Annotated in this window: 18 protein-coding genes; 15 read left to right on the top strand and 3 right to left on the bottom strand. The window is 69.4% G+C overall.

The annotated features are described in order from the left end of the window. Positions 1 to 132 precede the first annotated feature (132 nt). Positions 133 to 5,811: an alpha-2-macroglobulin family protein gene (locus IU514_RS04945; protein WP_194929955.1), complete on the top strand. Its 5,679-nt coding sequence runs from the start codon at positions 133 to 135 to the stop codon at positions 5,809 to 5,811. Positions 5,812 to 5,892: 81 nt separating this feature from the next. Here IU514_RS04945 and IU514_RS04940 read toward each other — a convergent pair whose 3' ends face one another. After that, positions 5,893 to 8,109: a S9 family peptidase gene (locus IU514_RS04940; RefSeq protein ID WP_194930009.1), complete on the bottom strand. Its 2,217-nt coding sequence runs from the start codon at positions 8,107 to 8,109 to the stop codon at positions 5,893 to 5,895. Between the two features lie 44 nt (positions 8,110 to 8,153). Then, positions 8,154 to 8,846, bottom strand: coding sequence for a glutathione S-transferase N-terminal domain-containing protein (locus IU514_RS04935; protein WP_194929954.1), 693 nt, complete (start codon positions 8,844 to 8,846; stop codon positions 8,154 to 8,156). A gap of 113 nt (positions 8,847 to 8,959) precedes the next feature. Here IU514_RS04935 and IU514_RS04930 point away from each other — a divergent pair, with 113 nt between their 5' ends. Continuing rightward, complete coding sequence (locus tag IU514_RS04930; protein ID WP_194929953.1) at positions 8,960 to 9,565, top strand: TIGR00645 family protein; 606 nt, start codon at positions 8,960 to 8,962, stop codon at positions 9,563 to 9,565. Positions 9,566 to 9,589: 24 nt separating this feature from the next. Here the strand turns inward: IU514_RS04930 and IU514_RS04925 are convergent, their stop codons facing one another. After that, positions 9,590 to 10,597 carry a M61 family metallopeptidase gene (locus tag IU514_RS04925; protein WP_194929952.1) on the bottom strand — a complete coding sequence of 336 codons (1,008 nt, stop codon included), beginning with the start codon at positions 10,595 to 10,597 and terminating at the stop codon, positions 9,590 to 9,592. Positions 10,598 to 10,648: 51 nt separating this feature from the next. Here IU514_RS04925 and uvrD point away from each other — a divergent pair, with 51 nt between their 5' ends. From uvrD to IU514_RS04860, 13 genes are all read left to right on the top strand, one after another. Then, positions 10,649 to 12,829, top strand: coding sequence for a DNA helicase II (uvrD, locus tag IU514_RS04920; protein WP_194929951.1), 2,181 nt, complete (start codon positions 10,649 to 10,651; stop codon positions 12,827 to 12,829). Between the two features lie 259 nt (positions 12,830 to 13,088). After that, positions 13,089 to 13,826, top strand: coding sequence for a beta-ketoacyl synthase chain length factor (locus IU514_RS04915; RefSeq protein WP_194929950.1), 738 nt, complete (start codon positions 13,089 to 13,091; stop codon positions 13,824 to 13,826). Beyond that, entirely contained in the window at positions 13,819 to 14,595 is a 777-nt protein-coding gene (locus IU514_RS04910; RefSeq protein ID WP_194929949.1) for a lysophospholipid acyltransferase family protein, read from the top strand. The genes IU514_RS04915 and IU514_RS04910 overlap by 8 nt, the downstream gene beginning before the upstream one ends. Beyond that, positions 14,582 to 14,839, top strand: a complete 258-nt coding sequence (locus tag IU514_RS04905) for a phosphopantetheine-binding protein (RefSeq protein ID WP_194929948.1) — start codon at positions 14,582 to 14,584, stop codon at positions 14,837 to 14,839. Before IU514_RS04910 ends, IU514_RS04905 begins: the two co-directional genes overlap by 14 nt. A gap of 19 nt (positions 14,840 to 14,858) precedes the next feature. Next, positions 14,859 to 15,110, top strand: coding sequence for an acyl carrier protein (locus IU514_RS04900; protein WP_194929947.1), 252 nt, complete (start codon positions 14,859 to 14,861; stop codon positions 15,108 to 15,110). Between the two features lie 106 nt (positions 15,111 to 15,216). After that, positions 15,217 to 15,699: a COG4648 family protein gene (locus IU514_RS04895; protein ID WP_228760477.1), complete on the top strand. Its 483-nt coding sequence runs from the start codon at positions 15,217 to 15,219 to the stop codon at positions 15,697 to 15,699. Then, entirely contained in the window at positions 15,692 to 17,374 is a 1,683-nt protein-coding gene (locus tag IU514_RS04890) for an ApeI family dehydratase (RefSeq protein ID WP_194929946.1), read from the top strand. The genes IU514_RS04895 and IU514_RS04890 overlap by 8 nt, the downstream gene beginning before the upstream one ends. Continuing rightward, a complete protein-coding gene (locus tag IU514_RS04885) occupies positions 17,371 to 18,111 on the top strand; it encodes a glycosyltransferase family 2 protein (RefSeq protein ID WP_194929945.1) in 741 nt (246 codons plus the stop codon). Before IU514_RS04890 ends, IU514_RS04885 begins: the two co-directional genes overlap by 4 nt. After that, complete coding sequence (locus IU514_RS04880) at positions 18,108 to 19,067, top strand: lysophospholipid acyltransferase family protein (protein WP_194929944.1); 960 nt, start codon at positions 18,108 to 18,110, stop codon at positions 19,065 to 19,067. The genes IU514_RS04885 and IU514_RS04880 overlap by 4 nt, the downstream gene beginning before the upstream one ends. Continuing rightward, positions 19,048 to 20,601, top strand: a complete 1,554-nt coding sequence (locus IU514_RS04875; RefSeq protein WP_228760476.1) for an HAL/PAL/TAL family ammonia-lyase — start codon at positions 19,048 to 19,050, stop codon at positions 20,599 to 20,601. The genes IU514_RS04880 and IU514_RS04875 overlap by 20 nt, the downstream gene beginning before the upstream one ends. Further along, complete coding sequence (locus IU514_RS04870) at positions 20,591 to 21,010, top strand: acyl-CoA thioesterase (protein WP_194929942.1); 420 nt, start codon at positions 20,591 to 20,593, stop codon at positions 21,008 to 21,010. The genes IU514_RS04875 and IU514_RS04870 overlap by 11 nt, the downstream gene beginning before the upstream one ends. After that, complete coding sequence (locus tag IU514_RS04865) at positions 21,010 to 21,645, top strand: outer membrane lipoprotein carrier protein LolA (RefSeq protein WP_386760559.1); 636 nt, start codon at positions 21,010 to 21,012, stop codon at positions 21,643 to 21,645. Before IU514_RS04870 ends, IU514_RS04865 begins: the two co-directional genes overlap by 1 nt. Beyond that, positions 21,638 to 23,986, top strand: a complete 2,349-nt coding sequence (locus IU514_RS04860; RefSeq protein WP_194929941.1) for an MMPL family transporter — start codon at positions 21,638 to 21,640, stop codon at positions 23,984 to 23,986. Before IU514_RS04865 ends, IU514_RS04860 begins: the two co-directional genes overlap by 8 nt. Positions 23,987 to 24,026: the final 40 nt, after the last annotated feature.

Below are 24,026 nucleotides of genomic sequence, written 5' to 3'. Positions count from 1 at the left end.
GCGGCGAGCATGGCCGCTCCGCCGCACCCGGACCATCCGCCGAAGGTCACGGCGCCCTTCGGGTCAGGCTGGCGCGATGCGCTAAGGTGCGCACGGGGATAAACAGCCGGGCCGCCGGCAGCATGGAGGCGCATGACGCTTCGCAGGACCTTGGCCAGCGGCGCCGCCGCCGTGGCCCTCACACTCAGCGCGTCCGCGCACGCACAGTCCGCGCCCACCGAGGCCCGTTTCGACGGCACGCGCTCGCTGGTCGTCGATTTCGCCGAGTCGATACAGACCTGGGACAACCCGGTCGGCGGGTCGTTGATCGCGCTGCAACCGGATCTGCCGCGCAGCTGCCACTGGGCCAGCGACACGCGCCTGGCGTGCCGGTTCGATCGCGACGCGGCCAAGGCCACGCACTACCGGATCGACGTGCCCGGGCTGAAGACTCAGCAAGGCACCGCGCTGCCGGCGCAGGTGCTGTTCGCGGAGACGCCGCGACCGAGCGTGAGCGCGTCGGTCCACGACTGGCAGGGCGGCATGCCGGTGATCGAACTGCAGACCAACATGCCGGTCGCGCCGCAAGAGCTGCGCTCGGCGCTGCGCCTGAGCATCGACGACGTGCCGTTCGACGTGCCGCTGCCGACGCTGCTGCCACGGAGCTGGGGCGGCAACGCCTACTACCGGCTGGACTTGCCGACGGTCGACGGCGCCAACCGCATCGTGCGGCTGGACGTGCTGCCGCAGCTGCGCAGCCTGGCTGGTCCGCTGCCGGGTACGCAGAAGGGCACGCTGCTGAAGTTGCTGGCCAACGAGCCGTTCCAGCTGCGCAGCCTGGCGTGCCGGCAACGCGGCGGCGACCACCTGGCCGTCAACCGCAACGGCACCGTCACTGCGCAGTGCCTGCCGGGGATGCCGATCCGGCTGGAGTTCTCGCGCCCGCTTTCCGACAAGGCCCGTAACTGGTTCGCTCAGTACCCGCCTGTCGGGTGGAAGGTGGCCGGCGAGCAGCACTGGTGGCCCAACGTACGCGCGCCCGACCGGCTGCATCGCGCCGGTGGAAGCTCTCTGGTCATCGAGGCGGAAAATCCGCAACACGCTTACGACCTGGTGCTCGATGCGCTGCAGGCGGCGGATGGGACGCGCTTGGCGCCTGTGCGGATCGGCGTTCAGACCGGCAAGACTCCGCCGCAGTTGCGCGCCGCCCACACCTCAGCGCTGCTGGCCGATCCTGCGCGCGTGCCGGCACTGGTCGAGTCGATAAACGCCGATGCCAGGATCGACGTGGACGCGGTGGGCACCGGCGACAGTCGCCAGACCGTGCGTGTGCGCAATGCGGGCGACAGCGTGGCGAATCCGGTCAGGTCGTCGGCCGCCCGGCGCGCGCTCGCGCAGGGCGGTTGGACGCGCTGGGTGCCGGCGCTCGAGGCCGACGAGCGCGCACGCGGCCAGTGGTTCGGGCCGGTGCAGTTCGCCGCACCCGCCTTCGACCTGTACGCCGTCCACGGCCTGCGTGAAGTGCTGGTCTGGGCCAACGAGTGGGAACGCGATGCCGCGGTTGCCGGCGCCGACGTGGAACTGCTGCTGCGCGAAGCCGACGGTGCGAAGCTGCGTGTCGTCGCGCGCGGCACCACCGGAGCGGACGGCGTGGCGCTGCTGCGACTGCCCGACGACGTCACCCTGCCCCAGGACAATGACCGTCTGGCGCAATCGATGTGGCTGGTGCGCGCAAGCGACGCGCGCGGCCGCGCCGTGCTGCCCCTGGGAGCCAGCAGCCAGTGGATGCGGCTGGGCCAGCGGCTCGATCGCGTGACCTGGGGCGTCAGCGACCGCCCGATGTACCACGCCGGCGACACCGTCCGATATCGCCTGTGGCAGCGTGATCGCAACGGCGACCGCCTGCAGGCGATCGGCGACGTCGCGCCACTGGCGCTGCGCCTGCAAGACGAAGGCGAAGACAAGACCGTGTTGCAGTGGCAGGCCTCGCCGTCGCAGGCCGGCGACGTTGCGGGTGAGCTGCAACTGCCGCGACATCTGACCGACGGCACCTACTGCATCGGCAGGGAAGGCTTTTTTTACACCACCGACGGCGCCTGTTTCTTCGTCGGCACGTACCGCGCCCAGGATCTGTGGGCGCAACTGGAAAGTCCCGGAGGCGTGCTGCGCGACGGCCAGCGCCTGGTCGCCGCGCTCAAGGCCGGCTATTACTCCGGTGGTGCCGCGGCGGGCGTCGACATCAGCCGCCTGCAAGTGGCGGTCGAGCCCATGGCGTTCACGGAGGCCTATCCGCAGCACCTCGGCTACGAGTTCATCGACCCGTTCGACGATGCCTACGACAGCATCGACGTCGAGGTGTCCCCGCTCGGCGACCGCAAGGACGCGTCTGAACAGCTCGACCGCGAGGGCAGCGCACGCCTTCAGGCGACGATGCCGTCGAAGCAGCCTTCGCGGCCGCCGTTCGGCTCGGTGGTGATCTCGGCCGAAGTGGCACCCGACGGCCGCGAAGGCACCGTCGCCATCGATTCGGCCACCCGCTATGCGCGCTATCCGGCCTTCGTCGGGTTGCGCACCGATCCGGCATGGCCGGATGCACGATCGCCGATCGAACTGCACGGCATCGTCGTCGATGCCCACGGCCGCGCGCTGGACGATGCCGCGATCACCGTCGACATCGACTTCGTGCCGGGCCGCGTCGGCAAGGCCGAGCGCATCGGCCAGTGCACGCTGCACGCCGGACGCGGCGAACGCTGCGACTTCCGTCGTCCCGGCAACGGCCTGTATCGCTTCACCGCGCGCAGCGGCGATGCCGCGCCGACGCAGGTGGAGTTCTACCTGTGGCCGAACGATTCCGCGGTGGTGGCCGACATCCAGGAGCCCGAGCTCACCGTGGCTACGCCCACGGATCCGGCGGCACCACTGCACGCCACGCTGCGACAGCCGTTCGCCCGCGGCCGCGCGCTGTTCGTGTTCTCCAGCCATGACCGCATCGACGGCCATCGCGTGGAGCCGGTCACCGGCAACGTCCGCGAGTTCGAGCTGGTGGCGCCGGCGGATCGTGTGTCGCAGCGGCTGCAGGTGTTCGTACGCTCCTCGGCCAGCGAGGCCGCTCGGGTCAACGACGGCTTCCGCACACCCGCCAAGGTCGTCGAGGCCGAGGCCTCGTTGCAGACGGTCGACGACGCCATCGTCGCGTCGCCGGTGTCGGTGCGCTTCGAGCCGGTGCGCTCCGCGCCGGGCGTGCAGGCGCGACTGGTGCTGCACAACGACAGCGACACCGCGCGCGACGTGGTCGTGTCGGTGATGGATGACGCACTGCGTTCTCTCGCGCAGCGCTGGCTCGACTATGCAGACCCGCACGGGGACAGCCTGCTCGGCCGGCTGAAGCGCCCGCGCCAGCTTCTCGGTGTGCGCGGATTCGACGACTTCGCCGACGAGTCGCCGTGGCGCAGCCTGCTGCCGTGGCCGGACGAACCCGACTCCGACGGCGTGGAGCCAGCCAAGCCCTTGGCCGCACCCGCAGCCGCCGCTCCGCCGCCCCCGGAAGAACCTCCGGTCGTGGTCGACGAGCCGGCGCCGCTCGACGGGTTCGCCGAAAGCACCGTGCTCGACCGCATCGAAGTCACCGGCTCGCGGATCCGCGCGGTCGACCTCGAATCACGCGAAGCCAAGGCGCCGGACCCGGGGCTGCGTCCACGCGAGGACGGCCAGGAGGCCGGGGCGGACGAAGTGCGGGCGCTGGCACGCGTGCGCACGCGCTTCGCCGACACCGCCGCGTGGCATCCCGAACTGCGCCTCGCGCCCGGCGAGACACGCACGATCGAGATCACGCTGCCCGACAACCTGACCCGCTGGCGCGCGGTGGCCTGGAGCAGCGACGCGCATGACGGATTCGCCATGGCCGAGGCCACGCTGGAAACCGGCCTGCCGCTCGAAGCGAGACTGCAGGCGCCGGTGCGGCTGTATCCGGGCGACCAGTCGCAACTGGTCGTGCACGTGCGCCAGCACGGCGAGCACCCGACGCAGGCCGAGGCGATGCTGCAATTCCAGGGCACCGATGCACCGGCCGAACGGCGCGGCACGATGTCGCTGGAGGCGAAGGGCCAGAGCCGCTTCGCCAGCGTGATCGCTCCGCAGCACGAAGGCCTGCTGACCGTGGTGGCGAGGGCATCGGCGAACATCGGCGGCGACGCGGTGGCACAGCCGATCGAGGTGGCCTCGCCGCGGATCGCCGCACGCAAGACGCTGGCGGGCTGGATCGGCGAGACGCCGCTCGCGCTGGACGTGCCGGCCTTGCCGGCCGGCGCGTCGGATGCCCGCGTGGACGTGTCGATCCAGCATGGCGTGGCCGGTCTGGTCGACGATTGGACCGTCTACATGCAGGCCTATCCGCACCGCTGCTGGGAGCAGATCCTCAGCCGCGCGGTGGCAGCGGCGCTCGCGTTGCAGCGTGGCGACAAGCGCTGGGGCGATGCCGAAGCGGTGGTTCGCGAAGCGCTGGACAACGCCGCGGTCTTCCAGCAGGGCAATGGTGGTTTCCGCTACTTCACCGGCGGCGATGCCTGGTCCGGCGACTCCAGCGTCGTGCTGACCGCCTACACGGTGGAGGCGTTCGCGCTGCTGCGCCGGCTGGGACACCCGGTCGATGCCGACATCGAACAGCACGCGAAGGACTTCCTCGCCAAGGTCGCCAAGCCCGCGGTGCAGCCGGCCGGCGACGTGGCCGGCGCAAGCGATGCGCTGGTGCAGTTTGCCTATGCGGCAGCCGCACGCCACGACGTCGCCGCGGTCGAGCTCGACCCGCTGTGGCAACGGTGGGATCGACTGCCGTTGCCGGCGCAGGTAGCCACCGCGCGTGCGCTGGCGGTGAACGGCCATCCTGCCGCGCAGGAAGCGACGAAGCGCCTGGTCGCCGTGACCGCGACGCGTGGCCCGGCGCGGGTGCTACGCCTGCCGCGGCGACACGACGAATGGATGAGTTCGAGCCTGCGCGAGCAATGCAGCCTGATCGCGCTGTTCGGCGAGCAGCCACGACTGGATGCCGACAAGGCGCGGCCGGCGCTGATTGCCGGATTGACCGACCTGTATGCGGGTGGCGGCGTGTCGGTCGACACGCAAAGCGGCGCGACCTGCCTGATGGCTCTGTCCGACGACGCCGGCCAAGGCGGCGACGGGGCCGCCGTCGACCTCGAACTGGGCACTGCGCGCGGCCGGCTGCAACTGGATCCGGGCCAGCGCGCCGCGAAGTGGAGCGCACCGCTCGAAGCCGCCACGCAGCTGCGGATGGCCGCCGGGCCCTCGCCCGCCGCGGAAGTACCGACCAGCTTCGTCGCCGAGATGCACTACCAGGAAGACGCGCGCATGGCCCAGCCCTCCGCGATCGGCCTGGCGATCGGTCGTCGCTATGAGGTGTTCCGCAACGGCGAATGGCGGCCGGTCGGGCGTTCGGTGGCGGTGCGCACCGGCGACTGGGTCAGGATCACGCTGACGATCGACAACAGCGCACCGCGCCGCTTCGTCGCAGTGACCGACCAGGCACCGGGCGGACTGCGTCCCACCGACCTGAGCCTGTCGGGTGTCGTCGTACGCGACATCCAGCGCGCTTCCAGCACCGGCAGCACGGAGTTCGCCACGCGCCGGCTCGATGCGCGCGCGCCGAAGTTCTACGCCGAGTACCTGTCGCCGGGACGCCACGAAGTGCACTACTTCGCCGTGGCCGGCAACGCCGGCGACTACCTCGCGGCGCCCGCGGTCGCCGAGCTGATGTACGGCGGCGCCAGCAGCGCCCGCACCGCGTCGGCGCGACTGCAAGTACTCGGCAACGCGCCGTAGCCGCATCCGCGCACGCGGCAGGCACCAACAAGAAGCCCGGCTTGCGCCGGGCTTCTTTGTTGGTGCGAAGGCGAGGGTCGATCAGGGCTTCAGGCAGCGCGCGAAGAAGTCTTCGGTCAGGCGCAGGCGGTGCAGGTTGTCCGCGCCCTTCAGGCCGTGCTTCGCGCCCGGGTAGGTCATCAGCTCGAACGGCTGGCCACGCTTCTGCAACGCGCTCATCAGCGCGGTGGAGTTGGTGAACAGCACGTTGTCGTCGGCCATGCCGTGGATCAGCAGCAGCTTCGACTTCAGGCCGTCGATGTGCTGCAGCACGCGCGCCTCGCGGTAGCCCTCGACGTTGCCTGCGGGCAGGCCCATGTAGCGCTCGGTGTAGTGCGTGTCGTACAGGCCCCAGTCGGTGACCGGCGCGCCGGCGACGCCGCAGGCGTACTCGTCGGAGGCCTTGGCCAGCAGCATCAGCGTCATGTAGCCGCCGTTGGACCAGCCGTACACGCCGATGCGCGAACCATCGACCCACGACTGCGACTTCAGCCACTCCACGCCCTTGAGCTGGTCGGCCACTTCCACCGTGCCCTGCTTGCCGTACAGCGCGCCACCGAACGCGGCGCCGCGGCGCGGTGTGCCGCGGTTGTCGATCGAGAACACCACGTAGCCGTGCTGCGCGAGGTACTGGTTGAAGTCAGGAGCCCACGCACGCTTGACCGTCTGCGAGGCCGGGCCGCCGTACACCATCACCACCACCGGGTAGCGCTTGCCGGCATCGAAGCCGGCCGGCTTGAGTACGCTGTACTGCAGCGTGGTCTTGCCGTCGGCGGCCTTGATCGTGCCGAACTCGATCGCCTGCTGCGCGGCGGCGAACTTCGCGTACGGATGCTGCGCGTCGGCGAGGTCGTTCTTCACCAGCGAAGCGATGCGCGTGCCGTCGTTGCGGAACAGTTCCAGTTGCGGCGGCGTCGCCGGATTGGACCAGTTGTCGACATAGACGCTGGCGTTGTTGGCGAAGCTGGCCGCATGCACGCCATCGGCCTTGGACAGGCGTTCGATGGCGCCGCCGGCGAGCGGCACGCGGTACACCTGGGCGTCGAGCGGCGAATCCTTGCCGGCGGCGAAGTAGACGAAGCCGGCGGCCTCGTCCACCGCGAGCACGCCGTCGACCGGCCAGTCGCCCGAGGTCAGCGCGCGCGGCTTGCCGCCGTCGGCGGACAGCACATACAGGTGTTCGTAACCGCTGCGCTCGCTGTTCCACAGGATGCTGCCATCCTTCAGGAAGCGCAGGTCGTTGTGCAGCGGCACCCAGGTCTTGCTGGTCTCGGTGACCAGCGTGCGCTGCTTGCCGGACGCCAGTTCGGCCTCGATCAGTTCGAGCTTGTGCTGGTCGCGCGACTGGCGCTGGAAGGTCAGGTGCTGCGGATCGCGCCAGTCGACGCGGGCGAGGTAGATGTCTGTGCCTTTGGTCGGATCGCCTTTGCCGAGATCGACCCACTGCGCCGCGGCATCGGCCGCAGGCTTGATCACGCCGAGCTTGACCAGCACGTTGTGGTCGCCGGCGGCCGGATAGCGCTGCTCGACCACTTCGGTGCGGTCGGGGTACACCTCGTAGCGCTTCTGCACCGGCACCGGGGTTTCGTCGATGCGGGCGAAGGCAATCGCGGAGTCGTCCGGCGCCCACCAGTAACCGGTGTGGCGGTCCATTTCCTCGTCGGCGACGAACTCGGCGACGCCGTTGCCGATCGTCGCACTGCCGTCGCGGGTGAGCTGCACGCTCTTGCCGCTGGCCAGGTCGATCACCCACAGGTTGCGGTCGCGCACGAAGCTGACGAAGCCGCCCTTCGGCGAGAGCTTCGGATCGGTGGCGAAACCTTCGCCATGGGTGAGCTTGCGCACCGCGGCCTTGCCCGACTTCGTGAGGTCGTACAGGTACAGCTCGCCGCCGAGCGGGAACAACAGCGTCCTGCTGTCGGGCGCCCACTGGTAATCGACGATGCCGCTCAGCGCGGCGATGCGCTGGCGCTCGCGGCGCGCCTTCTCGGCGTCGCTGAGTACTTCCTCGCCAGGCTGGATGTCGTCCGAATCCACCAGCAGCGAGGTCTGCCCGCTGGCGATGTCGTAGGCCCACAGGTCGAGGCGGTTCTTGTTGCTCTCCTTGCCGCGCAGGAAGGTCACGCGGCTGCCGTCGGGCGCGATCTTGGCCTTGGTCAGGCTCGGGCCGGACAGCGGCGCGTCGCCGGCCAACGCTTCGAGCGTCAGCTTTTGCGGAGCGTTCTGGGCGATGGCGGGAACGAATGCGGTAACGGTCATGGCGAGCAGGCAGGCCGCGACGGTGCGGCGGACGGTCAGGTTTTTCATGCGTTGGGCGACGGGGTTCCGAAGAGGATCTTGCGCATTTCAGGGGTCATTTCGCGTTGCGCGCCGTACTGCTGCGACAACGCATAGGCACGCTGCACCGCCGGACGCGCAGCGACCGCCGCGTGCCAGCGGCGCACGTTGGCGAACGGCGCGAGGTCCAGCGGCGCCTTGGTGTAGGGATTGATCCACGGGTGCGTGGCCATGTCGGCGATGCTGTAGTCGCCGGCGATGAACTCGCGACCCTCCAGCTGGCGGTCGAGCACGCCGAGCAGGCGCAGCACCTCGCGCTCGTAGCGGTCGCGGGCGTAATCGATGGGCTCCGGCGCATAGACGTGGAAGTGGCCGTACTGGCCCGTCATCGGCCCGAGCCCGCCCATCTGCCAGAACAGCCACTGGTCGACCGCGGCGCGGCCACGCGTGTCGCGCGGATAGAAACGGCCGCTCTTGTCGCCGAGGTACTGCAGGATCGCGCCGGACTCGAACACGCTGATCGGCAGGCCGCCGTCTGCGGGCGCCTGGTCGACGATCGCCGGCATCTTGTTGTTGGGCGAGATGACCAGGTAGTCGGGGCGGAACTGGTCGCCGGCGCCAATGTCGACCGGGTGGATCGTATAGGCCAGGCCGGCCTCTTCCAGGAAGATCGTGATCTTGTGGCCGTTCGGGGTCGGCCAGTAATACAGATCGATCATCGTGTGCGCCTGCCGGGGTTGGACCCCAAGTGTAAGCGGGCCGGCGGCCCGGGTTGGCGGTGCCGCGAACGGGCCGTTACCCTAGCCGGCCCCGATCTGCCGCCTGCCGCCCGATGTCGCAAACTTCCGAACGAGCCCTCAACCCGCTGCCCTCCCTGATCTTCAGCTCGCGCTGGCTGCAGCTGCCGCTGTACCTCGGCCTGATCATCGCCCAGGGCGTGTACGTGGTGCTGTTCCTGAAGGAGCTGTGGCACCTGATCACGCACGCCACCGAATGGGGCGAGCAGCAGATCATGCTGATGGTGCTGGGCCTGATCGACGTGGTGATGATCTCGAACCTGCTGGTGATGGTGATCGTCGGCGGCTACGAGACCTTCGTCTCGCGCCTGAGGCTGGAGGGCCATCCCGACCAGCCGGAGTGGCTGAGCCACGTCAACGCCAGCGTGCTGAAGGTGAAGCTGGCGATGGCGATCATCGGCATCTCCTCGATCCACCTGCTGAAGACCTTTATCGCGATCGGTTCGCTCGGCGGGCCGGTCACGGAGGCCGCCGCCACTGCCCTCGCCACGACCGGCACCCCGCCGACCGTGTACACCGAGGCCGGCGTGATGTGGCAGACCATCATCCACTGCGTGTTCATCCTGTCGGCGATCGGCATCGCCTACACCGACCGCGTGATGGCGCAGGTGGTGGTCAAGAACGGCAAGAACGGCCACTGAGGCAAGGCCCCCCGGCCCGCGTGCTCAGCGCGCGCGGGCTTCCCGCGAGGAGCTGCCGGCGCCCATGATGTCCCGGCGCAGCCGTTCGGCTTCCGGCTTGCGCGAGTAGACCAGGCCGTTCTCGCCCGATTGCAGGCCCAGCTCGCGATACGCGCCGTCGAGCGCCGGGAACTCGCGCGAACCCGCATAACGGTCGAACAGCCCACGGAACACGCCCCCGCCGCCGGCGCGGTCCAGTGCGTCGACGAAATCCTCCGGCTGCGTCTGGCCGGTGCCACGCAGACAGCAGGCGGAATACTTCGACAGCACCGCGTCGAGGCTGCTGCCTTGATGGCGCAGCGTCAGGTCGGCTTCCAGCCAGAACGCGGCGCCGGCCCAGTACACGCGCATCGTGCCGCGATGACGGCGGCTGAGTTCATCCAGGCGCTCGCCGCTGCGCTCGCGGCGGCCACGGCCGAATCCGGCGTCGAGTTCCTTCCAGGCTTCGGCCTGCGTCATCAATCCGGCGCGGGCGCGCAGCACGTTCTGGTAATAGCTGGCCAGGCCTTCGGCGAGCCACCGGCCCTGCCCGCCCAGGAAAGGATGGAACAGGTGCGAGAGCTCGTGGACCGCGGTCCAGTCCTCGCGCAGTTCCTCCAGTCCGGCGTTTCGGCGCACGTAGAGCAGCACCGACACGTCGTCGCGGCGCAGGGTCTGCCCCCACGGCACCGGGCTGGGATCGCGGCTGTCGATCTGCTCGACGCGCACCGTGGCGTTCGGCAGCGGAAACCGTCCGAACGCGGTGAGGGTGGCGTTGGCCGCCTCCGCAGCCCAGCGCTGCAGTTCGTCGCTGCGTGCGCCCCGGGGCATGCCCACCACTTCGATGCGCAGCTCGTTGCCGCCCGCATGGAGGGCGCGTTCATCGAGCGCGTTGTCCGCCGTTTCCGTGGCGAGCGGCCCCTGCGCGGCCGACGGCGGGACCGCGGCGCACGCCGCCGCCATCGACATTGCCAGCCATATCCCCGTTTTCGCGCGCACGGACATGGTCGCCATGGAAGCCGCCGGCCGGGAAAGGATTCGTGAAGCCCCCGCTACAATAGCCGCATGGATGTCTCCCATTTGCTCGACGCGCTGAATCCGGCGCAGCGCGAGGCCGTCAGCGCCCCGCCCGGTCACTACCTCGTCCTCGCCGGCGCCGGTTCCGGCAAGACGCGCGTGCTCACGCACCGCATCGCCTGGCTCAACGAGGTCTTCCAGGTGCCGACCCACGGCATCCTCGCGGTGACCTTCACCAACAAGGCCGCCGGCGAGATGCGCGCGCGCGTCGACGCACAGTTGCGCCACGGCGCGCGCGGCATGTGGATCGGTACCTTCCACGGCCTGGCGCACCGCCTGCTGCGCCTGCACTGGCAGGAGGCCAAGCTTCCGGAAGGTTTCCAGGTGCTCGACTCCGACGACCAACTGCGCCTGGTCAAGCGCGTCGTCCAGGGGCTCGAGCTGGATGAAACGCGCTTCCCGCCGCGCCAGATCGTCTGGTGGATCAACGCGCAGAAGGACGAGGGCCGGCGCCCGCAGAACATCCAGACCGCCAGCGGCGACATGTGGTCGGAGGTCATGCAGAAGGCCTACGCCGCCTACCAGGAACGCTGCGAACGCGCCGGCCTGGTCGACTTCGCCGAGCTGCTGCTGCGCGCACACGAGCTGCTGCGCGACAACCCGGCGCTGCTGGCGCACTACCGCCACCGTTTCCGCGAAATCCTGGTCGATGAGTTCCAGGACACCAACGCGATCCAGTACGCGTTCGTGCGCGTGCTGGCGGGCGACAGCGGGCATGTCTTCGTCGTCGGTGACGACGACCAGTCGATCTACGGCTGGCGCGGCGCCAAGGTCGAGAACATGCAGCGCTTCCTGAAGGACTTCTCTGGCGCCAGCACGATCCGCCTGGAGCAGAACTACCGGTCCAGCGCCAACATCCTCGACGCCGCCAACGCGGTCATCGCCCACAACCCGGACCGCCTCGGCAAGAAGCTGTGGACCGATACCGGTGAAGGCGAGGCGATCGACCTGTACGCCGCCTACAACGAGATGGACGAGGCGCGCTTCGTCATCGAGCGCCTGCGCCAGTGGGTGCGCGACGGCGGTAGTTACGGCGAGGTGTCGATCCTCTACCGCAGCAACGCGCAGTCGCGCGCCTTCGAAGAGGCGCTGCTGTCCGACCAGATCCCGTACCGCGTCTACGGCGGCCAGCGCTTCTTCGAACGCGCCGAAATCAAGGACACCCTCGCCTACCTGCGCCTGATCGCCTCGCGGCTGGACGACGCCGCGTTCGAGCGCGCGGTGAACACGCCGGCGCGCGGCATCGGCGAGCGCACGCTGGACGAGGTGCGCAAGCGCGCCCGCGCCGACGGCATCGCGCTGTGGGAAGCAGCGCGCCGCATCGTCTCCGAGAATGGGCTCGCCGCGCGCTCGCGCAATGCCGTCGCCGGTTTCCTGGCGCTGATCGACGACATCGACAACGAAGTGCAGTCGATGCCGCTGCAGGAGAAGATCGACCACGCGCTGATCCGCTCCGGATTGCGCGAGCATTACTTCAACGAATCGCGCGGCCAGCTCGACTCGCGCGTCGACAACCTCGACGAACTGGTGTCGGTGGCCTCGCGCTTCACCCGCAACGACGAGGAAGACGCCGCAGCGATGCCGGAACTGGTCGCGTTCCTGAGCTACGCCGCGCTGGAAGCCGGCGAGGGCCAGGCGCAGGCCGGCGAGGAGGGCGTGCAGCTGATGACGCTGCACAGCGCCAAGGGCCTGGAATTCCCGCTGGTGTTCCTGGGTGGCATGGAGGAAGGCGTGTTCCCGAGCGGCAAGTCGACCGAGGAATCGGGACGGCTCGAGGAAGAACGACGCCTAGCCTATGTTGGCATCACCCGCGCGCGGCAGAAACTGGTGCTGAGTTACGCCGAGACCCGGCGCATCCACGGCATGGACATGTACGGCGTGCCGTCGCGCTTCCTGCGCGAGATCCCGCCGGCGCTGCTGAACGAGGTGCGGCCCAAGGTGCAGGTATCGCGGCCGATGTACTCCTCGCAGCCGCGCCGCGACTTCGGCCATGCGGCAATCGAGACGCCGGCGGTGAAGCTCGGCTCGCAGGTGCGCCACCCCTCGTTCGGCCTGGGCACCGTCACCGACTACGAAGGCAGCGGCTCGCACGCGCGCGTGCAGGTCAACTTCGACGATGCCGGTTCGAAGTGGCTGGTGCTTGCCTACGCCAATCTGCAGCCTGCGTAAATGCGACACGATGGCGGACGCTACCCCACGCGGTGCGCCGCGTGATTCGCGGGCGGCGCCTTGCTGGTCCACGGCGCGGCCTACGCCAACCTGTCGCCGGCATGAAGCCGCAACACTGAACGAAGCGACGGGCATAGCCTGAATCACATCCGGCTGGCGAAGTCGGCGCCGGCCGGTTTCCCCCGCTAGAATCCCGCGACCGGCGCCTTCGGCGCTGGCGGGTCAGGATGGCTCGCGCTATCCATCAACGGCAGTCGGGATGATCGAGTTCACCGTAGCTGACTGGGCCGCCTGGGCGCCCGGTCTGCAACAACGCGAAGACTGGCAGGCCTGGGCGCTGCAGCCCACGCTGCCGCGAGGCGACGACACCCCGGCACTGTCCGAAGTACCGGCCATGCAACGCCGGCGCATCGAACGCCTCGGACGCATGGCCGTTCAGGTGGCCTGCTGGTGCGCGCCCGCATCGCAATCCGGCGAGGTTCCGCTGGTGTTCGCCTCGCGTCACGGCGACGTGCAGCGCTCGTTCGAGCTGCTGGACAACCTGACCCGTGGCGAGCCGATGTCGCCGACACACTTCGGTTTGTCGGTACACAACGCGATCGCCGCGCTTTATACGATCATCCGCGGCGAACGCGGCAACTACACCGCGCTGGCCGCCGGCCGCTCCACCGCCGAGGCGGCGATGGTCGAGGCCGCCGGATTGCTGGCCGACGGCGCGCCCGAGGTGCTGGTCGTGGTCTACGACGCACAGCCGCCAGAGGTCTACGCGAACTTCCTCGACGAGCCCGACCCGTTCTATGCCTGGAGCTGGCGCGTGCGCGCCGCCGGCCATGGCGACGGTGCCCGCATCAGCCTGGCCAGCGCCCCGGCCGATGGCGACCGCGAGGCCACAGTCCTGCCCCATGGCCTCGACGTGATGCGCTTCCTGCTGTCGGGCGACGCCGAACTGCAACACTGCGCCGACGGCGTGGGTTGGACCTGGCGCCGCCATGCTTGAGCGTCTCAACCGCGCCTGGCGCGTGCTCGGTACCGGCATCAGCTTCCTGGCCTTCGGGGTCGGCGGGCTGCTGCTGGGCCTGCTGGTGTTCCCGGCCATCAACCTGCTGGTGCGCCATCGGGCCAGGCGCCGGCGCTGGGCGCGTCGGCTGGTGCAGCTGAGCTTCGCCTCCCACATCGAACTGATGCGGCGGCTCGGCGTGCTGACCTATGAAGTGCGCGGGCGCGACCGCCTGCAGCGCGAGGGCCTGCTGATCCTGGCCAACCATCCGACCCTGATCGACGTGGTGTTCCTGGTGTCGCTGCTCCCCAATGCCGACTGCGTGGTCAAGTCGGCGCTGGCCCGCAACCCGTTCACCCGCGGCGCCGTCCGGGGGGCCGGTTATGTCTTCAACGACGACGGCGCCGGCCTGGTCGACGACTGCATCCAGGCCGTCCACGGCGGTGGAAACCTGGTGATCTTCCCCGAAGGCACCCGCTCTCCGCGCGAGGGAACCCCGCGCCTCCAGCGCGGCGCCGCCAACATCGCCGTACGCGGGAAACTGAACGTCACCCCGGTCCGGCTTAGCTGCCAGCCCATGACGCTGGGCAAAGGCGAGAAGTGGTATCGTGTTCCGGCGCGCCGGTTCCATGTCGTCGTCGACGTTCAGGAAGACATCGAGATAGCGCCGTTCCTGAACGGAGTGCAGGGCGAAGCCCTTGCCGCGCGACACCTGACAGAACATTTGACCGCTTATTTCGCGGGAGGGGGCCTGCGTGCAGCCACTTGAGCTTGAGATCAAGGAATTGATCATCTCGTCGTTGTCCCTGGAGGACATCGGCCCGGACGACATTGATGCGAAGGCGCCGCTGTTCGGAGACGGCCTCGGCCTGGATTCGATCGATGCCCTGGAACTCGGACTGGCGCTGCAGAAGCGCTACGGCGTGACCTTGTCCGCCGATTCGCAGGAAACCCGCCAGCACTTCGCCAGCGTCGACGCGCTGGCGAGTTTCGTCGCCGCCCAACGGAACTGAGGCGACGCAGGAACTCACCATGACCAAACACGAACTCTTCGAACGCATCAGCACCATCCTGCACGACACCTTCGAGATCGACCACAGGAAGATCACGCCGGACGCGCAGCTGCATGGCGACCTGGACATCGACAGCATCGACGCCGTGGACCTGATCGTGCAGCTCAAGCCGCTGCTCGGCGCCCGCCTGCAGCCAGACGCCTTCAAGTCCGTGCGCACCGTGCAGGACGTGGTGGACGTGCTGCACGGCCTGATCCGCGAAGCCGCCTGAGGCTTCGCCGACGGCTTCGACCTGACGCATCGGCAGCACCCTGAGCCGCGCCCGCGCCCTCGCCCTGCTCGCGCTATCGCTGGCTTATCCGCTGGCGGTCTACTTCATGCTCGGCCGCTTCGAGCCGCGCTGGCTGGCCGTGCTGCTATGCGTGCTGGCGCTGCTGCGTGCCTTCGCCACGCGCGAACGCATCTGGCTGTTCGCCGCGGTAGGCACCGCCGCCCTGGCCGTGTGGGCGACGGCCTTCAACGCCGCGCTGCCGCTCAAGCTGTATCCGGCGCTGGTCAACGCGGCGATGCTGCTGCTGTTCGGCCTGAGCCTGCGCTTTCCGCCGACGGTGGTGGAACGCCTCGCTCGCCTGCAGGATCCCGATCTTCCGCCTGGCGCGGTCGCGTACACGCGGCGCGTCACGCAGATGTGGTGCGGGTTCTTCATCCTCAACGGCGGCATCGCGGTGATCACCGCGCTGTGGGCCACCGAGCGCGTCTGGGCTCTGTACAACGGCCTGATCGCCTACGTCATGATGGGCACGCTGTTCGCCGGCGAGTGGCTGGTACGGCAGCGCGTCAAGGCGCGCAGCGATGACTGAGTGGATCGGCCTCGACCGGATCGCCTCGCGGCCGCTGCCCGGCCGCACCGTCGCCCTGGCGAATGGACGCGCGCTCGATCATGCCGCGTTCCGCGATGAGGCCTCGCGCTGGCGCAGCGCATTCGAGGCTGCGCCGGGTTCGCGCTGGGCCCTGTATTTCGATGACACGGCCGCGTTCGCCGCGGCGTTGTTCGGTGCCTGGCATACCGGCAAGGCCGTCTACCTGTGCGGCGACAACCTGCCGGAGACCGTCGCACGCCTGCGTGCCGAAGTCGATGGATTCGCCGGCGACTTCGCGAATGAAGACGTCCTGACTGCAGGCGCTCCGCATGCCGCAGCCGAATGGCCGCCGCTCGACGAGGACGCCACGCACCTGATGGTGTTCACCTCCGGCTCGACCGGCGACGCCACCGCGATCGGCAAGACGCTGTCGCAACTGGCGCGCGAGGTCGAGGCGCTGCAGGCGACGTTCGGCGACACGCTGGGTGACGCGATCGTGCACGGCACGGTGTCGCACCAGCACATTTATGGCCTGCTGTTCCGCCTGCTTTGGCCGCTGGCGTCGGGCCGTCCGATCGCGCCGCGCTTGTTCTTCCACGAAGAGATCGTCGCCGCGCTCGACCGCCCAGCCCTGCTGGTCAGCAGCCCCGCGCACCTGAAGCGGATGCCCGACACGCTCGACTGGTCGAATGCGCGCACGCACCTGCGCGCGGTGTTCAGTTCCGGCGGCGCATTGCCGCAGGACGCTGCCGCAGCAGCCGGCCACCTGCTGGGCTTGGCGCCGACCGAGATCTACGGCAGCAGCGAGACCGGTGGCATCGCGTGGCGACAATGGCGCGGCGCCACGCCGCCGTGGCGCGCGCTGCCGGGCGTGGAGTGGCGCATCGCCGACGAACACCTCGAAGTGTCATCGCCACACCTGCCGACGCGCGACTGGTGGCGCAGCGAGGACCGCGCCGAGGCGGATGGCGCGCAGGGCTTCCGCCTCACCGGCCGCGCCGACCGCATCGTCAAGATCGAGGAACGCCGCGTATCGCTCGGCGCGCTCGAACGCCAGCTGGCGTCGCTGCCGCAGGTCGCCGAAGTGCGCGTGGTGGTGCTGCCGGAAGCCCGTCTCCAGCTGGCGGCCGTCGTGGTGCCGAGCAGCGACGGCGCGGCGCGCTTGGCCAATGAAGGCCGTCGCGCGTTCGCGCGTGCGCTCAACGACGGGCTAGCCGATGCGCAGGATGCGGTGACGCGTCCGCGCCGCTGGCGCTTCGTCGATGCGTTGCCGATGAACGCACAAGGCAAGGTCCGCGAAGCCGACCTGCGCGCGCTGTTCCGCCCCGAACGGCCGCAGCCGCAGTGGCTGTCACGCAGCGACACCAGCGCCGAGCTCGAGATCGTGCTCGATCCGGAACTGGCCGTGTTCGATGGCCATTTCCCGCAGATCGCGATCCTGCCGGGCGTGGCGCAGCTGGACTGGGCGGTGCGCTGGGGTCGCGAGGCGTTCGCGCTGCCACCACGTTTCCTGCGCATGGAGATGCTGAAGTTCCAGCGGGTGCTGCGCCCCGGTGCGCGCGTGCGCCTGCACCTGGAATGGCTGCAGGCCAAGTCGGCGCTGGGCTTCCGCTACGAGTCCGAACATGGCGCCCATGCCAGCGGCCGCGTGGTCTTCGGCGAGGAGGCGGTATGAGCGCCACGTTCAATCCGCTGGTGGTGATCCCGGTCTACGACCACGAACACGCGATCGGCGCGATGGTCGATGGCGTGCTCGCGTGCGGCCTGCCTTGCCTGCTGGTCGACGACGGCTCGCGCGAATCCTGCGCGGCGGAACTGCGCCGCCAGGCCACGCGCGACGGCGTGCGGCTGCTGCGCCTGGACATCAACCGCGGCAAGGGCGGCGCGATGATCGCCGGTTTCCGCGAAGCCGCGCGGCTGGGCGCCAGCCACGTGCTGCAGATCGATGCCGACGGCCAGCACGACACCCGCGACATCCCGCGCTTCATCGAAGCCGCGCACAATTCGCCCGATGCCATCATCAACGGCGCGCCCGTCTACGATGCCAGCGTGCCCAAGGGCCGGCTGTACGGCCGTTACCTCACCCACGTCTGGGTGTGGATCAACACGCTGTCGTTCGAGATCCGAGATTCCATGTGCGGCTTCCGCGTCTATCCGCTGGCGCCGGCGCTGAAGGTCATCGACGAGGAAACGATCGGTCAGCGCATGGACTTCGATCCGGAGATCATCGTGCGGATGCACTGGCGCGGCATCGAGGTGCAGAACCTGCCGACGCCGGTGCGCTACCCGAGCGACGGCGTTTCGCACTTCGACGTCTGGCGCGACAACGTGCGCATCAGCCGCATGCACACGCGCCTGTTCTTCGGCATGTTGCTGCGCTTTCCGCGCATCGCCTGGAACGCGTGGCGATGACGCACGCACGAAGCCAGCACTGGGCGCAGATCGGCGAGTCGACTTCGGTCGGCGGCATCGCCTTCCTGTGCGCGATCGATCGCTGGCTCGGCCGCGGTCCCTTCCGCCTCTGCCTGTATCCGGTGGTGCTGGCGCACTGGCTGCTCAATCGCACCGCGCGCCGCGCCTCGCTGGAGTACCTGTCGCGCCTGCAGGACACGCATCGCGTGTTCGACGCGGCGCCGGGCTGGCGCCAGAGCCTGCGCCACCTCGCCACTTTCGCCGAAACGCTGCTCGACAAGCTGCTGGCCACCGGCGGCCGCTATCCGTCCGGACGCGTGCGACTGCAGCGCGACGTGATGATGCATCGGATCGCCAGCGGCCAGGGCGGCGTCATCGTGACCGCGCACATCGGCTGCCTGGAGCTGTGCCAGGCGCTGGCCGATGAAGTTCCCGGCTTCCACCTGACCGCGCTGGTGCATACCGCCCATGCGGAAGACTTCAATCGCCTGCTCCGGCGTCTCAATCCCGACAGCCGCGTCGAACTGCTGCAGGTCACCCAGCTCGATGCCGCGATGGCGATGGAACTCGGCCGTCGCGTTGCCGCCGGCGAGTTCATCGCGATCGCCGGCGACCGCGTGCCGGTGGGCAGCGCGCGCAGCGTCCGCGCCGATTTCCTCGGTGCGCCTGCCGCATTCCCGATCGGCCCCTATGTGCTGGCCTCCGCCATCGGCTGCCCGCTGTACGCGATGGCCTGCACGCACGAAGGCGACGGTTACCGCGTCCGCTTCGAGCAGTTCAGCGAGCGTGTGGTGCTGCCGCGCAATGCTCGCGATGCCGCGCTGGCCGAACAGGCGGCGCGCTTTTCCGCCTGGTTGGAGGAGCAGGTCCGCCATGCTCCGTACGACTGGTTCAATTTCTTCCCGTTCTGGGATCAGCAACACCCACAGGATCGCCATGACGCTTCCCCTCGTTGAGCCCACGCCGCTGTCGTTCGGCGACGCGCCCCTGCGCATCGAGGACGTGACCGCACTGGCACGCCGCGAACGCGGCGCCGTGCTGTCCTCCGATCCGGCGTTCCGCGCCCGCATCGCACGCGGCACCGAGTTCCTCGACCGGCTGTTGCGCGAGGATGGCGTGGTGTACGGCGTCACCACCGGCTACGGCGATTCCTGCACGGTCGTGATCCCGCCGGATCTGCTGTCGGAACTGCCGCACCACCTGTTCGCCTACCACGGCTGTGGCCTCGGCCGATTCCTCGACGAGCAGGAGACGCGCGCAGTGCTGGCGACGCGCCTGACGTCGCTGTCGCGCGGCATGTCGGGCGTGAGCCTGCCGCTGCTGGAAGGCCTGGCCGCGCTGTTGCACCACGACATCCTGCCGCTGATCCCGGCTGAGGGTTCGGTCGGCGCCAGCGGCGATCTCACCCCGCTGTCGTACGTCGCCGCGGTGCTGTGCGGCGAGCGCGAGGTGATGCATCACGGCCGTCGCCGCCCCGCCGCCGAGGCACTGGCGGAAGCCGGACTGACGCCGCTGCGCCTGCGGCCGAAGGAAGGCCTGGCGATCATGAATGGCACCGCGGTGATGACCGCGCTGGCCTGCCTGGCCTACGAGCGCGCCGAATACCTCGGCCGCCTCGCGACGCGCCTGACCGCGTTCAACGTCGTCGCCAGCGCCGGCAACGCGCACCACTTCGACGAGGTGCTGTTCGCCGCCAAGCCGCATCCGGGCCAGATGCGTGTCGCCGCGCGACTGCGCGCCGACCTGCACAGCGACCGTCCGTCGCGCAACGAGCAACGTCTGCAGGACCGCTATTCGCTGCGTTGCGCGCCGCACGTGATCGGCGTGCTGGAGGATGCGCTGCCGTTCCTGCGCCAGTTCATCGAGAACGAACTCAACAGCGCCAACGACAACCCGCTGGTCGATCCCGACCGCGAGCAGATCCTGCACGGCGGCCATTTCTACGGCGGCCACATCGCCTTCGCGATGGACAGCCTGAAGAACGCGATCGCCAACCTTGCCGATCTGCTCGACCGCCAGCTCGCGCTGCTGGTCGACACGCGCTTCAACCACGGCCTGCCCTCCAACCTGTCGGGTGCCACCGGCCCGCGCGCGGCGATCAACCACGGCCTGAAGGCACTGCAGATCAGCGTGTCTGCATGGACCGCCGAAGCGCTGAAGCTGACCATGCCGGCGTCGGTGTTCTCGCGTTCGACCGAATGCCACAATCAGGACAAGGTCAGCATGGGCACCATTGCCGCGCGCGATTGCCTGCGCGTGATCGAGCTGACCGAGCAGGTCGTCGCGGCGATGCTGATTGCGGCGCGCCAGGGCGTGGCACTGCGCGGCCGCGTGGCGCCGGAGACGAAGATCGAAGGCGAACCGGACGCGATGCTGGCCGACCTGTCCGAGCGCATCGCGCTGGTCGAGGAGGACCGCGCACTGGACCACGACCTGCGCGCGCTGCTGGACGACGTGCGCGTGCGCCGCTGGAGCCTGTATGCGCAATAACCTGTCGATCGAGATCGACCTGGCGCCGGCCTTCCACGACTGCGACCCGATGCAGGTGGTCTGGCACGGCCACTATTTCAAGTATTTCGAGGTCGCACGCTGCGCGCTGCTGCAGCGCTACGACTACGACTACCCGCAGATGCAGGACTCCGGCTACCTGTGGCCGGTGGTCGACGCACGGGTGAAGTACATCCGCCCGCTGCGCTTTGCCCAGCCGTTGAAGGTGCAGGCGACGATCACCGAGTGGGAGAACCGCCTGAAACTGGAGTACGTGATCCGCGACGCCGCCAGCGGCGAGGTGCTCACGCGTGCCCACACCATCCAGGTCGCCGTGGGCGTGGAATCGGGCGAGATGCTCTATGTCAGCCCTCCGGTGTTGTGGGAGCGGCTCGGAGTGCCGGCGCCATGATGTCCGCGGCCGTGCATTCCCTGCGTGCAATGGCGCTGGCGGCAATGCTGTCGGCTGTCCCTGCGCTGTCCGCGCGTGCTGCCGACAACCTGGCCACCGTGCAGCAGCGCGTGGCCCAGGTGCCGGTGCTGCGTGGCGATTTCACCCAGGAAAAGCGCATCCAGGGCTTCAAGAATCCGCTGCGCTCGCAGGGCCGCTTCCTGCTCGCCCGCGACAAGGGCGTGGTGTGGACCACGCTGAAGCCGTTTCCGTCGGAAGTGGTGCTGACCCGCGAGCGCATCCTCAGCCGCCAGCGCGACGGCAGCACGCGCGTGGAGATGGACGCCAGCCAGCAGCCGGCACTGCGCTCGGTCAACGCGATGATGTTCGCGCTGATGAGCGGCGACGTGAAAGCGCTGACCGCACGCTTCGACGTGCAGGCGCAGGCGCTGCCCGGCAATGGCTGGAAGCTGGTGCTGAAGCCCAGGCCCGGCACGATGGCGCAGGCCTTCAATGCGATCACGCTGGAAGGCGACCGCTACGTGCGCAGCGTCGGCATCGACGAGCGCAACGGCGACAACACCCGCCTGCAGTTTTCTGGCATGAGCGAAGCGCCGGCGCAGCTGACCACGGACGAGGCGCACCGGTTTGACTGAGACGTCGCGCTGGCGCGGCTGGCGCGCCCTGGCCTGGCTGTGGCTCGCCGTCGTGCTGGCGGTGGGCGTGCACCAATGGCGCTTCTGGCACGAGTCGCGGCTGGAAAGCGACGTCATGGCGTTGCTGCCGCACGACGCGCATGACCCCGCGCTGGCCGACGCGACCCAGCGCATCGCCGATGCCAGCGCACGGCAGATGGTGGTGCTGCTCGGCGCGGCCGACGCGCAGCAGGCCCGCGCCGCCGCCGATGCCTATCGCGCATCGCTGCAGCGCGCCGAGGCGGTCGCGCCCCTGCCCTTCGTCGAATCGGGATCCGTCTCCGGGTGGTTCGAGGCGACGCGCGAGTTCTACCGACCCTGGCGCGATCGCCTGCTTACCGACGCCCAGCGTGAGCGCCTGCGCGACACCGCACCCGAATCGCTGGCGGAAGAATCGCTGGCGGCGCTGTACGGCCCGGTTGCCGCGCCGCGCATGACGTCGTTCGGCGAGGATCCGCTCAACCTCTGGCCGCAGTGGTGGCAGGCTCGTGCAGCCGCGTCTGGAATGCGCTTCGATGCCGACGGTCTGCTGCAGGCTGACGATGCCCAGGGCCATGCGCTCACCTGGGCGGTGTTGCAGTTCGAGACGCGCGGTTCCGCTTTCCGGCTGGATGGCGAGCGCGTGATCGATGCCGCGCTCGACGACGCGGCCGAGGCCGCGCGCCGCGCCGCGCCCGGTGTGCGCGAGCTGCGCGCGGGCGTCCCACTGCACGCGGAAGCGGCGGCGGTGCAGGCCAGCCGCGAGGTCAACATCATCGGCCTGGGCTCGCTGGCGGCGGTGCTGCTGCTGGTGTGGCTGGCGTTCCGTTCGCTCAGCCCGATCGTGCTGGTGGCGATGTCGCTGCTGGTCGGCATCGCCGCCGCGTTGTCGGTGACGGCCATCCTGTTCGGACAGGTACACCTGCTGACTTTGGTGTTCGGCGCCAGCCTGGTCGGCGTCGCCGAGGACTACGGCATCCACTGGTTCGCCGCGCGACAGGGCCATCCGCGCATCTCGCGCAGGTCGCTGCTGCGGATGCTGTTGCCGGGCATGTTCCTGGCGTGGCTGACCAGCGCACTCGCATACCTCGCACTGGGACTCGCGCCGTTCCCGGGCCTGCAGCAGATGGCGGTGTTCTCGGCGGTGGGCCTCGGCGCCGCATTTCTCACCGTGGTGTGCTGGTTCCCGTGGCTGGATCGCGGCGAGCCGCGCCCGTCCACGCTCTCGCGTGCGATGGAAGGCTGGATGTCGCGCTGGCCGCAAGCACGCTCGAACGTACGCTGGTGGATCGCTGCCACCCTGCTCGCCGCTGTGACGGCCGGCGGCCTGTGGCAACTGCGCAGCAACGACGACCTGCGCAACCTGCAGTCCTCGCCGAAGGTTCTGATCGACCAGCAGATCGAAGTCAGCCGCGTGCTCGGCCTGCCGAGCCCGGCCCAGTTCTTCCTGGTGCGTGCAGCCGATGCCGAAACGCTGCTGCAGCGTGAGCAGCAGCTCACCGCACGCCTCGCGACGCTGACCCGCGACGGCCGCATTCACGGCTATCGCGCGATCAGCGATTGGCTGCCGTCGCAGCAGCAGCAGACCGGTGATGCCGCGCTGTCCGCGCGCGCCGAGAATGCGGTGCTGACGCAGGTGGGTGCCGCGACAGGCGAGTCGTTCACACGTCCGGCGTTTGCGCCGCAGGCGCTGACCCTGGACGCATGGCTGGCCTCTCCGGCCTCGCAGCCGCTGCGCGCGCTGTGGCTGGGCCGCAGCGGCGACGGCGTCGGCAGCGTGGTGATGGTCGATGCGCCTGGCGGCGACGACATGCTCGGCCTGCTCTCGACGCAAGCCCAGGGCATCGACGGCGTGCGTTGGGTTAACCGCACCGCGGAGTTCTCCGAACTGCTCGGCCACTACCGCCGGATGATGCTCGGCCTGTTGCTTGCCGGTGGCGTGCTGGTGTTCGCGTCGCTGTGGTTCCGTTACCGCCGCGACGCCTGGCGCGCGATGCTGCCGACCGTGCTGGCGGGCTTGCTGACGGTCGCACTGCTGGGCTGGCTCGGCCAGCCGCTGCAGCTGTTCAACGTGCTGGCGTTGCTGTTGCTGCTCGGCATGGGCATCGACTACGGCATCTTCCTGCTGGAGCACCGCGGCGATGCCTCGGCCTGGCTCGCGGTCAGCGTCGGCGCGGCCAGCACCTGGCTCTCGTTCGGCCTGCTCGCGCTCTCGGCAACGCCGGCGCTGCGCGCGTTCGGCCTGACCCTGTTGTTCGGCATCGGCCTGGTCTGGCTGTTGTCACCGCTGTTCCGTCCGCACGCGCAGGCCGCCCATGGCTGATCGCGCGGCACACCCCTTGTCTTTCATTCCACCGTGGCCC

The organism is Lysobacter niastensis (genome assembly GCF_015453285.1).
GTDB lineage: Bacteria > Pseudomonadota > Gammaproteobacteria > Xanthomonadales > Xanthomonadaceae > Lysobacter_J > Lysobacter_J niastensis.
The sequence above is the reverse complement of the archived record's forward strand: the minus strand, read 5'-3'. Positions and strand labels throughout refer to the sequence as shown.

Excerpts from the sequence above, each read along its gene's own strand:
- IU514_RS04910 (WP_194929949.1), top strand. The coding sequence starts at position 13,819 with ATGCTTGAGCGTCTCAACCGCGCCTGGCGCGTGCTCGGTACCGGCATC.
- IU514_RS04925 (WP_194929952.1), bottom strand. The coding sequence starts at position 10,597 with ATGGCGACCATGTCCGTGCGCGCGAAAACGGGGATATGGCTGGCAATG.
- IU514_RS04885 (WP_194929945.1), top strand. The coding sequence starts at position 17,371 with ATGAGCGCCACGTTCAATCCGCTGGTGGTGATCCCGGTCTACGACCAC.
- IU514_RS04940 (WP_194930009.1), bottom strand. The coding sequence starts at position 8,109 with ATGACCGTTACCGCATTCGTTCCCGCCATCGCCCAGAACGCTCCGCAA.
- IU514_RS04880 (WP_194929944.1), top strand. The coding sequence starts at position 18,108 with ATGACGCACGCACGAAGCCAGCACTGGGCGCAGATCGGCGAGTCGACT.
- IU514_RS04875 (WP_228760476.1), top strand. The coding sequence starts at position 19,048 with ATGACGCTTCCCCTCGTTGAGCCCACGCCGCTGTCGTTCGGCGACGCG.
- IU514_RS04935 (WP_194929954.1), bottom strand. The coding sequence starts at position 8,846 with ATGATCGATCTGTATTACTGGCCGACCCCGAACGGCCACAAGATCACG.
- uvrD (WP_194929951.1), top strand. The coding sequence starts at position 10,649 with ATGGATGTCTCCCATTTGCTCGACGCGCTGAATCCGGCGCAGCGCGAG.
- IU514_RS04930 (WP_194929953.1), top strand. The coding sequence starts at position 8,960 with ATGTCGCAAACTTCCGAACGAGCCCTCAACCCGCTGCCCTCCCTGATC.
- IU514_RS04895 (WP_228760477.1), top strand. The coding sequence starts at position 15,217 with ATGCTCGGCCGCTTCGAGCCGCGCTGGCTGGCCGTGCTGCTATGCGTG.
- IU514_RS04945 (WP_194929955.1), top strand. The coding sequence starts at position 133 with ATGACGCTTCGCAGGACCTTGGCCAGCGGCGCCGCCGCCGTGGCCCTC.
- IU514_RS04890 (WP_194929946.1), top strand. The coding sequence starts at position 15,692 with ATGACTGAGTGGATCGGCCTCGACCGGATCGCCTCGCGGCCGCTGCCC.
- IU514_RS04900 (WP_194929947.1), top strand. The coding sequence starts at position 14,859 with ATGACCAAACACGAACTCTTCGAACGCATCAGCACCATCCTGCACGAC.
- IU514_RS04870 (WP_194929942.1), top strand. The coding sequence starts at position 20,591 with ATGCGCAATAACCTGTCGATCGAGATCGACCTGGCGCCGGCCTTCCAC.
- IU514_RS04865 (WP_386760559.1), top strand. The coding sequence starts at position 21,010 with ATGTCCGCGGCCGTGCATTCCCTGCGTGCAATGGCGCTGGCGGCAATG.
- IU514_RS04915 (WP_194929950.1), top strand. The coding sequence starts at position 13,089 with ATGATCGAGTTCACCGTAGCTGACTGGGCCGCCTGGGCGCCCGGTCTG.